This window comes from Proteus sp. fly-1067, from assembly GCF_040139345.1.
In the GTDB taxonomy this organism is placed as follows: domain Bacteria; phylum Pseudomonadota; class Gammaproteobacteria; order Enterobacterales; family Enterobacteriaceae; genus Proteus; species Proteus vulgaris_B.
Genome location: NZ_JBEEUL010000015.1, coordinates 70,589 through 81,097 on the forward strand (window position 1 = coordinate 70,589; position 10,509 = coordinate 81,097).

Consider the following 10,509-nt stretch of genomic DNA (forward strand, 5'->3'; position numbering starts at 1 on the left):
TTAAGATATTATGAGTCAGTGACATAATATTAATATCTAAACATTGTGGGTTGATAAGTCCAAGAGTAATGATTTAAAACATCAAATATTGAATATGGATTTGTTTTATGAATTTTAAAAACATATCGTTCTGAAAATGTTTTCGCCATTTTAGCATGACCCGCTGGACCGGCTATTTTTACGGCTTCAGCAAAAAGGTCAAAAACGTCTTCTAAAACAAAGTTACCCGTCATGGGTCCAATAAAACTCTTAACATCTTTTTGTGCTAATTGCCCTAATTTATAGCCTATAGAATGGATCCCTCCTACACCAGAATGACACGCAAGAGTACGCAAACTAGCATAATCATCTAAATTGTAACGTGTTTTCAATATACTATATAATTCATCAGCATCCATATTACGCAATCCACCTTCGGTTAATACGGTCAGTAAAGAGCCTTTACCAACCGGCTCACCATGAGAAACAATATTTAATCGGCTGGCATTTTTATAAGTGTCTTCAAAAGTATAAAATCCCTGATCCAACAAATCTATTTTCCTCATCGTTCCACCCAACGTTATGGGTTTATTTTTAAAGATTGTCGCTGTTTTGCTGATCCCTTTTCCTAACGAGTAGATCCCCAAACCAATAGAAGGGGTGGCTAAACCTAATGATACCCATCCTAGAATTTCTGAGGATTTTGGATCCTTTTCTTCTAGCGCACCAGCGGCAATTGCGGTTGCACCGCTAGCAACTTCTAATGCCGTTAATGCTAGTGCAACACCTAAACCAAATTCTAAAGACGCGCCAAATGTTAATGGTGCAAGCAATAGCCCAACACCGCCTAATATAATACTAGCCCATCCCCATCCACTAATATGCCCACTAGGATCACTTAAATTAACAGGATCACCATCACAATAAGCATACGCATTTAACCCGCCAGCTCCAAATGGACTTAAACTATCAGGGCAGGTAAAGCGCATTAAGCGAGGTTGATAAGCGCGATAGCCATTACCTAAAAGATAACTTTGACTGAAACTATCCCATAATTCACCTGTAAAACGAGGTCCAGCGCTGAACGCTCCTGCACCATCTCCCCAAGGTGAATAAGAAAGAAAAGAAGCGGGATCATCTGGAGTATTGAAAAAGGCAAAAGCAGATCCCATCATATCTGTTGCAACTTCAGTATAAAGCTCAGTATTATCATTATTGGATTTAATATCGTACTTAAAACCAACACAATATTTACCCAACAAATTATAGCGCACATTAACATTAGGATAGATTTCATTTGCTATAGCATCATTGCGATAATAGAGCTCTCCTACTCCACCTTTATATTCTTTTGTTAATAAGCGATTTAAACCGTCATAACCATAACTAATTGTATCTTTATTATTAATAACTGTTTTTAATCGACCTAATTTATCATAAGTTAATTTATAGCCGAATACATCCTCAATCATTCGCCCATTCAAATCATAGTTTAAGGTAATGGAAGGTTTATTATTTGAATATGAAAGACGGGTTAATTGACAAGGATCATTCGTATTTTGGTAATGGTAGTCAACAACTTCATTACCACTGTCAAAGATAGTTGTGGATTTTTTAATATTACCTAATGCATCCCATAGATAACTTTGCTGTTTAATATTTCGCCCCTCGCTATCTTTAGAAAACATTTCACCTTTACATAAATAATTTAATAATCGCCCCATATTATCATAATCATAAGTTTCATTTTTAATTTCTCTCTTATTTAAAAATAATTTCTTATTGTATAATTTATTTGTCATTAAAAATGTTTGTTCAATATCTATATTCTTTGTTTTATTATCTTTTATTTCAATTAATTCTCTTTTAGTTTCTCTTCCAAAATCATCTAACGTTAATTTAGTTTCTAACGTGCTATTGTTAACGTTATATATTGCCTTATGACCAATATAATTTCCTAACTCATTGTAATTAACAGTAGTAGTAACAGCTCTATCAACAATTTGTGTTATTTGATTGTTCTTATCATAAACATACATCTGTGTTTCATTATCAATGCCAGTATAGCTAACGAGTAAATTTCTTAGCGAATAAGAATAACTTACTCTACGCTCTGATTTCCCCTGTAAAGTTATTTTTTCATTTTTTAGCTGACCTGATTTTGTATATGAAAAGAGATGATTGAAACCATTATTTTCAGAGTATTTTATTAATCTTCCGGTTAATGGCTCATATTCATATTGTTGTATTTCTCCATTAAATTTTATCGAAGATATCGCATTATCTAATTCTGAAATATATTCATAAGAAATAATGCTATTATCGGCTGTTGTAACCTGATGAGGATCTGGTGAAGCACCTTGATAACTCATTGTTAAATTACGCCCGCCACATTGATAACGTGTTAGCCTTCCAAAACTGTCAAATTCTTGTGTTCCGAGTATCATTTCATTACTATCATTTGGTTTTAATGAAATTTGAATAGGTAGGCTATCTTTATATTTTTTCTTAATAATAGATCCATCTGGTAATTTTTTTTCTATCAGTTGGTCAAAGTCATCATATTCAAATGTAGTCACATTATTTGATTTATCGATAGTTTTACGTATTCGCCCTAAACCATCAGTAAAAAATTGCCAGTAATACTCTTCAGTCACACCATCTGATTTAAGTTGAACGATCTTGTTAATTTTTCCTGATTGATTAAACTCTTTTTGAATAATACCTGATTTCTTATTCACATCGCGAAGTGATATCGATTGAGATCTGAACTGATTTTTTATTGGATCAAATATTTTTCTATTTGAAAAAGCATTACTATAATCTTCACCAATCAAGTCACCCCAATCGTTATATTTATATAATATTAAATTTTCCTTAGGCTGCTCATTAGGATTATCTATATTATGCAAATCGTAATGTGTTACACTAATGACTTTTCCTAATGAATTATAATCATATTTTTCTATTCTCAATCCATTAGGAATTTCTTCAGTAAAATAAAATTTCTCAACAATCCGACCTTCTCCATCCATTTTACTTAAATATTTATTCCCTAACGCATCTTTAACCGAAAATTCAATTGGTACATTAGATAAAGCAATATTTAATTCATATTCAATTTTATTTTCATATGGGGTCTTAGGCGATAGGATATTTGATATCACTTGCCCTAATTTATCATATTGGTACTCTGAAATATTTCCTTGTATATCTTTTTCCATAATTAAACGATAAGAAATAGGTGTCCAACGTTTTTCTGTAGAAACAACGATATTATCTTTAACTCCTGTTATTTTCGTAATACAAGAAATATAATTACTATTTGAATAACTCCATTCATATTCTTCTTTAAGAGATAACGTCTCTATTTGTTGTTCTGTTATTGTTACTTTTTTTTCTAAAACTCGTCCCAAATTATCAGATGAAACATCATTATAATAAGAGATACTTTGCTTTCTTATTTGGTTATTATTAGATAAAATTATTTCTGATGTAAGTAATACCATATTATTAACAGGTAATAACTGGCTATTTTTTATGGAAAAACTGTCATAGAGATATTGTTTTTTTCTCGTCGGTGTTTCAAATTCAGTTGTAGCAGGTGTAATCGTTTCTTCTTTTATAAATTTTTTAAAACCATTTGGTTCTGCTGGACATTTTCCTGATTCACCACTGGGATCATAATAAGTAAATTCAGATTTGGTTGAATCAAAAGCAACCATTGAAATAATATTACATTCATTATCATACTCAGTTATACTTTTTTCTCGGCGATAATTATCACCTTGCTTCCAAATTATCAGGTATTCTTTTGGCATTTGATATTGAGGTAACTGCTGTTCAAAGCTTTTATTTATATCAGCGTAATATGTTATCTGAGTGATTTTTTCACATAATATCTCATTAGTATGAGAAATTGTTTGTTCTCTTTCTTCGATAACTAAATGAAAACTATTATATATTCGCTTCGTTGCAAAAGTAATATTTTTATCAGTATCTTTTCTTTTTTCTATTGAATCATATTGATAATTGTTTTCGACATTATATAAATAATCTTGTCCATTGGTCGTTATTCTGGCGCTAGCACCACCGTAACCAAGAAAATTTTTCTCTGAAAAATCATATTCAACTATTTGCTTTTTCGTGCCTAAACCAGGTGAAACAAAGTGTTTTTTCACATAAGCGATATAAGGGATCTTATTTATAACTCGAATTGGGCTTCGAGAATTAACTTGATAACTTTGATTGCCTTCTGGTAATCGATGTCCATTAGTTTGATATTCAACATGCTCAACTAATCCTGTTGGAGTAATAATTTTAGTTAAATACTTATGAATATTACTACGACCATAACGAGTATAAAATAATTGCCAAACTAAATCGGTATTTAGCGCGCGGATCGTCACTGTTGAAAGAAAAATATCTTGTTTATATAAGATGATTGAATAACTTTCATTCGTTTCTGGCCAAATATCAAATTGTATTCTTCCCAGTGTTTCTGAATAAGTCGCTTTGAATAACTCGCTACTGTTATCTCTTACCGATTTTAAACGAAAACTATCACCAAATGCTTCCCACTCTAAGGTAAGTTTATTGCCTGAAGGGCTGTATATCTCACGAACAACTTTTACATCATCAGCAGTATTATAAGAAGTTAATTTTTCACTGACTCCTGACTTATATAAAACCCAAAGTTCATTTCCTTTTTTAGAAAATTTAAAATTTTTTGGTTTAGCATGGATAAATGTGCTTTCTTGTTTTTCTTCTTTAACTTTATAGACTTGCCCTGTTGATAAAGTTAATATTTTAGAATTCTTATTATAGCTAGTTAAGTTATCAACAATACCAAAACCATAAAGAAGATTATAAAAATTTAATGGAGAATAAGAAAGTGTTAGTGATAATTCCGGTCCCATATGTTGATTGCCAATCAAATGGGCAATAGTAATATTAGTACAGAAAACACCTGTACGAGGATCAACATGACCTGTTAGCGCACTCGTAAAATTAAAAGCTTGAGATTGATGAAATTGTTCCATATTTTCACCTTATATAAATTTAATTTTTTATGTAAAAATAATTTTTTATTTTATTTTTCTTGATAAATTAATACTCTACTTTCAAATCCAGACATGGCCATAAATTCTGTTGAAATGGCTTTAGTGGCATCCGTTTTAAAAATAACACTAATCGGGGCATAACCTTTAAATGCCCCAGCAGTTACCTCAATAATATTCACATTATTTCTAATAAAAAACTTGCTTACAAAAAAAGAATTATTATCAGGATCAGGATATGAAGCACTAACCGTATATTCTTCCCCTGTAAAAAAATTTACAAATTTTATTTCTTTATTTTGAATGGCAGATGTTAATTTATTTTCATCAAGTAAATAATAACTATCGTCAGATTTCCTCGCGACAAAAAATAAATAAAACTTTGCAATATGTTCAGGATCATTACGATAAGAAAATGCATTTAAATTCTCTTCTAGTAATTCAATTCTTTCAAATTCAGCGATTTCATTCAATGAATATGGTTCCATAATATATCCTTATAATATAATACAATTTATTTTAAGGTATCATCTAGGCTGATACCAATAACCAAACTATCAGCAAATTGTGCAGTTTGAACCTCTGAAGCTTTAAGACCAGATAATGCGCTTGTCCCTGTATAATTCGATGCAAATGAATTTAAAGACTCAAGATCGTCATAAAGCTCACTAAATGCAGCTCTAACCAAATTAGCAGAACTGACCTCTCCTTCAACAAAGGTTGAAGAAATTGATTGAGCAACAGAGAGGCTATTTTTAATCGGAATTGATGTTGGTCTATAAACCGGATTAGTACCAATATCTACGGTATCCCACATCATTTCAGCCAATTCAGCTTCTTCAACTCCAGCAAACGTTCTAGAAAGTGAAATCAACTCATAGCCTGTTTCTGTTTCCTGTCCAATCTTAGCAATTAAACTAATATCTCTCCATGCAGCGACACCGTAAACGAGTGATGCCATAATGGTGATAACACCTAAAATAATGTCAGTAATAATAATACCTTTATCGACTTTATTAGTGATATTAATATTTATATCATTGATATTTTTCAAATCAGGAATAAATATTAGTTCATTTTTATCATTCCTCACCATTTCAAATGTTAAAGATTGATTGATATTAATTGTTGAAGTGACATGTCCTTTTTTAGGTCTAAACGTTGCACCATTAATATTAATATGAATACGATCTTGTTGAAGATTAATATTTAATCCATTCGCAGGTATTAAAGGCTTTATAACTTCATTTTCTGTTTTTGAGCCAATAACAAATTCCCCCCATATGAGTTCTTTTTTATTATAAACAGATAAACCATATTCACTTATTTCAAAATCATCCTCTTTACTTCCACTAATAAAGTTAACAGCAGCTGGAAGTAAAAAATATTTAGTGTATATTTCTTTACTAAAAATAACTAAAGCATCAACATTATTCGTAAAAAAATGAGATATTCTATTATCAATAGATTGTTGTCTATCTCCAATATTTTTATTGCTATCAATAAGATTCAAGCATGAAAATATATCTGAACTTTCGTCGCTTTTTGTATGTGCAACAGCATAGCTAAATGCCGTCGGTTTAATCCATTGAAGATCCTCATTTATAGAGTCAAGGTCTAACATAACAATTGAAAATATATAATCAAATTCTTTAATATTTTCATTAAAATAGGATAAAAATAAAAGATCTAAAACCTCTTTCGTTCCCTCTACAATATTCGTATAATGACTTTCGACTATAATAACTGCATTTGACATATCAATAGATTTATCATTAACTTGTAGTATCCACGGTACTCCATTATTTAAAGAAGAGGGATCTTCAATTGTTTTTGAAGTATCAATTTTTTTTTGTAATGTAATTTGAATCGTTATTGAACTCCCTTCTAATGATCCTATTAACGTATCTTTTTCATCATATAACCCACCAGAAGAAACAATACACTCAATTAAAATATTTTTTCCGGTTCCCCCCTTTTTTAACGACCAATTAGTCCATTCACCTGATATTTTAAATAATGAAGTTATAATTTTTTTCGAAGCTGAGAATTTTTGAGGATAATGTTTATTTTTATCGATATATTTATTAATTATTTTATAATTTGTAGCATAAACAACATCCCAACCATAAGTTGCAATTTCTTTCATAATTTAAATTCCATTTAATTAACTGCGCATGAAAAAGTTTTCAGATAATCCACATTCTTTATATTTAGCATCAATATTCATACTAATAGGGAAAACATCGAATTCCATACCATAATTACCAAAGCTCCAAAGAAGATAACTCATTTGACTACGGATCCCTTGAATTAAGGCATCAACAACCCATCCTCCAAAGATCCAAAAGATTAAAGCAACATCATCATGAGCTTGAGAAGTAAATAATGGAGAAGAAGAGGAAATGAGTTTCACTCGTGGTCTATTATTACTATATTCTAATGATATTTTGTATTGACTTGATAAGCTAAAAGAAACATAACTACTATACGAAACAACATCACAAGTTCCTGTTGCATTATTTATAATAATTTTATCACTAATTATTTCAATAAGTGCACTATCAAAATAAGGCGTATAACCATTCATTTTATTTAATGGGATCCGTCCATTATTGTGAATAATATTATTCTCCCCAATTTTAAAATGTTCTTTATGAGAACCTTGAAAAATATGGGGTAATCCTTCAAGAAGGACATATTTTATAAACGCCCATTTAGCGATAAGAAAACCTGATTTATCTTCTTTTCTAACCAAGTTATGATCAAATTGCAATTGTAGATCTGTTAATTTTGGTGGATTTGGATTAGCCTCCAAAATAGTTAATACACCAAGAACACCTAATTCACCATTAATACTCTCATTGTAAGAATATTGAATTATATGACTTTTCATCCATGTATTATTACCATCAGGTAAACTAATTAACTCAGAAAAAATAAATTGTAATTTTTCTTTATTTTCAATAATCATTTTAGCCATTAAATCAGAGAATAATTCTGATACGAATTTTTCATCGTTAGGAAAAATATTATTTATATCATCATCTAATATAACAATACTGCCATCACCTGAAAGGACATTTATTTGTTTTTTCTCTAACTTTTTACAGTTTATTTTTAATATAGTATGATTAACATCATTTCCCACAAACTCTAATTCAATTTCTATCTTAGGACATATTCCATCAACAACAATATCTAGTTTTTCACCTACAATTGTTGTTGTTAATTTTCCTTTTTTAATTGGTGTTATAAAATGAATTCTTTGAGAGCTTCCTCCCGATACAATTTGCCAACTATCAAATTCTCCTTCAATTAAACTATTATTTTCACTTTTAAAAGTAAATTCCTTAATAAATAATTCTCTGTTATTTGCAATTTTATCATTAATTGATGAACACTTTGCAGCACAAACCATATCCCAATTATACATATCCATATGAATATCCTTTTTCTTTTAACTCATTTTTAATCCGATAACAAAACTATCGACTAATGTTGCCGATTTTAATTCCATATTTTCAATACCAGGCCATTTCACTGCGCCAGTAAAATTACGTGCAAATATTTTAAAACTAGGTACATTATCAAAGATCTGATGATATATCGCTTCTGATAGTGTCGTTGCTCCCCATATAATACCTGTCGTTGCTGCAGTCACTGCTGAACCAATTTTTACAACATTAAATACAGAAGGATTTGAAGCCACACCTCGTTGAATTGCAGCAGCAATAGGCGCTAACTTTTCCAATTTGATAGTAAAATTAAATAATTTAAATGAGAAAGAGGCAACTTTTGCACCTGCATTAGGGACTAATGTCGCCATTCCAGTCTCAGCAATAACCCCAGCTAGACTTGTTCCCAATGCAATAACTGAAGCAATTGATGTCACTATTCCAGTCACAATATTTAGCCAATCTAACCAATCATCAAATTTAACAGAACAACTAACAACCGCATCACCTAAACCTTTTTCATCTGGCACAAAAACAGGTTCCCCATCTTTATTTTTTTCTACTTTATATCGAAAGTTCTGTTCTATTCCCATATATACAGTTACCCCCCATCGAGGACGATAATGAGCGCCACTAATACTTATATGAATAAAATCAGATTGAAGAGTCAAAATAAAACTTTGTGCGGGAATGGTGGGAGACATGATTTCATCGTCAGGACCGACAAAATCCTGCCAAACAGTATCTTTAATATTGGTAAGTGATAATCCATTTTTGTCTATTTCAAAATCAGCTTTTGTAGAGCCCTTAACAAGGGCAACTGCCGCTTCTAACAGAATATGCTTAACAAACATTGATTTACTTATGATCAGCGCTGCATTAGCACCATATTCCTTAACAACCTGCAACGCTGCTATATCAACTGTTTGCTGTAGATCACCAATGTCAGTTTTTCCATCGACTAATGTTAAGGCAGCAAAAGCAGCAGATTTTTGATCTATAGAGCTATTTGCTGAATAACTATAGGCCGATGGTTTGAGCCATTGAAAATCACCTTTATTTGCTTTTAATCCTATTAATACGACGGAAAATACTTGTTTGAAAGTTCCTACATTTCGATTAAACCAATTTTTTAAAACGATATCTACAAGTGATGCTAAACCATTTTCGGGCGAATAAAGCTCTTTATTGGTGTAATTAGATCCCGTAACTACAATCACCGCTTTGCTATCCACCATTAACTTATAACATTTTGTATCTTTCGATATTTCAGACGTTTCATCATCACCTATCCATTCAGTAGGATCGGTCTCAATACCATCCAGTGAAATTTCTATATTTAATGTGGATTGTGAGGCATTTTTATCATCATTTATAGGATAAGATTTTCCTATATAAGTCACAGTGGCATTTTTAATGCTGCACTGCATGTAAATATTTTTACCGCTGGCTTCATTCGCGATAGACCAATCCCCCCATTCCCCTTCTACTTTTAAATCATTACCAACCACCGTTATATAGTCTGAAAATGATTTAGGATGGTTATCACCCTCATTAATAACTTTATTCAGTGTTTCAATATCTGTAACACTGACTACATCCCAGCCGCTTGTTGATACATCAGCCATAATTAATCCTTCTTATAAAAGAGATATACTTTTGATTAACAAACCATGTAATTTAACCTTTTTTATCTTCAACTTTTATTATGGGGAATTTCATTGGAAATAAAACATCAAATAAAATTAGAGAGTTATTAACTTTTTAATACAATAGAAAATTAATAAACGAAATGATGGGATATAAAAAAGGGGATAATTAAAAAAATTAAGTAGAATAAAAATGCGTTTTATTCACATTTAAAATGGAAATTCACACAGAAAATAAACACCCAAACGCAAAAAAGCCAACCCATTGGGTTGGCTTTCTCGTCTTATTTAATGCCTGGCAGTTCCCTACTCTCACATGGGGAGACCCCACACTACCATCGGCGCTACAACGTTTCACTTCTG

At 31.1% G+C, this 10,509-nt stretch carries 5 protein-coding genes; all 5 read right to left on the minus strand.

Annotated features, from left to right (window positions below):
- Positions 1-29: 29 nt before the first annotated feature.
- The 5 genes from ABN217_RS16830 to ABN217_RS16850 are packed head-to-tail and all read right to left on the minus strand — an operon-like array spanning position 30 to position 10,125.
- Positions 30-5,021: an RHS repeat-associated core domain-containing protein gene (locus tag ABN217_RS16830; RefSeq protein ID WP_349459649.1), complete on the minus strand. Its 4,992-nt coding sequence runs from the start codon at positions 5,019-5,021 to the stop codon at positions 30-32.
- Between the two features lie 50 nt (positions 5,022-5,071).
- Positions 5,072-5,527, minus strand: a complete 456-nt coding sequence (locus tag ABN217_RS16835; RefSeq protein ID WP_072070277.1) for a hypothetical protein — start codon at positions 5,525-5,527, stop codon at positions 5,072-5,074.
- Positions 5,528-5,553: 26 nt separating this feature from the next.
- Positions 5,554-7,188, minus strand: coding sequence for a TULIP family P47-like protein (locus ABN217_RS16840; RefSeq protein WP_197269453.1), 1,635 nt, complete (start codon positions 7,186-7,188; stop codon positions 5,554-5,556).
- Between the two features lie 18 nt (positions 7,189-7,206).
- Entirely contained in the window at positions 7,207-8,481 is a 1,275-nt protein-coding gene (locus ABN217_RS16845) for a TULIP family P47-like protein (protein ID WP_196553471.1), read from the minus strand.
- Between the two features lie 18 nt (positions 8,482-8,499).
- Entirely contained in the window at positions 8,500-10,125 is a 1,626-nt protein-coding gene (locus ABN217_RS16850) for a TULIP family P47-like protein (RefSeq protein WP_349459650.1), read from the minus strand.
- Between the last annotated feature and the right edge of the window lie 384 nt (positions 10,126-10,509).

What these genes read in the sequence shown, in the direction of transcription:
- ABN217_RS16840 (WP_197269453.1), bottom strand. Translation starts at nt 7,188, where the DNA reads ATGAAAGAAATTGCAACTTATGGTTGGGATGTTGTTTATGCTACAAAT.
- ABN217_RS16850 (WP_349459650.1), bottom strand. Translation starts at nt 10,125, where the DNA reads ATGGCTGATGTATCAACAAGCGGCTGGGATGTAGTCAGTGTTACAGAT.
- ABN217_RS16845 (WP_196553471.1), bottom strand. Translation starts at nt 8,481, where the DNA reads ATGGATATGTATAATTGGGATATGGTTTGTGCTGCAAAGTGTTCATCA.
- ABN217_RS16835 (WP_072070277.1), bottom strand. Translation starts at nt 5,527, where the DNA reads ATGGAACCATATTCATTGAATGAAATCGCTGAATTTGAAAGAATTGAA.
- ABN217_RS16830 (WP_349459649.1), bottom strand. Translation starts at nt 5,021, where the DNA reads ATGGAACAATTTCATCAATCTCAAGCTTTTAATTTTACGAGTGCGCTA.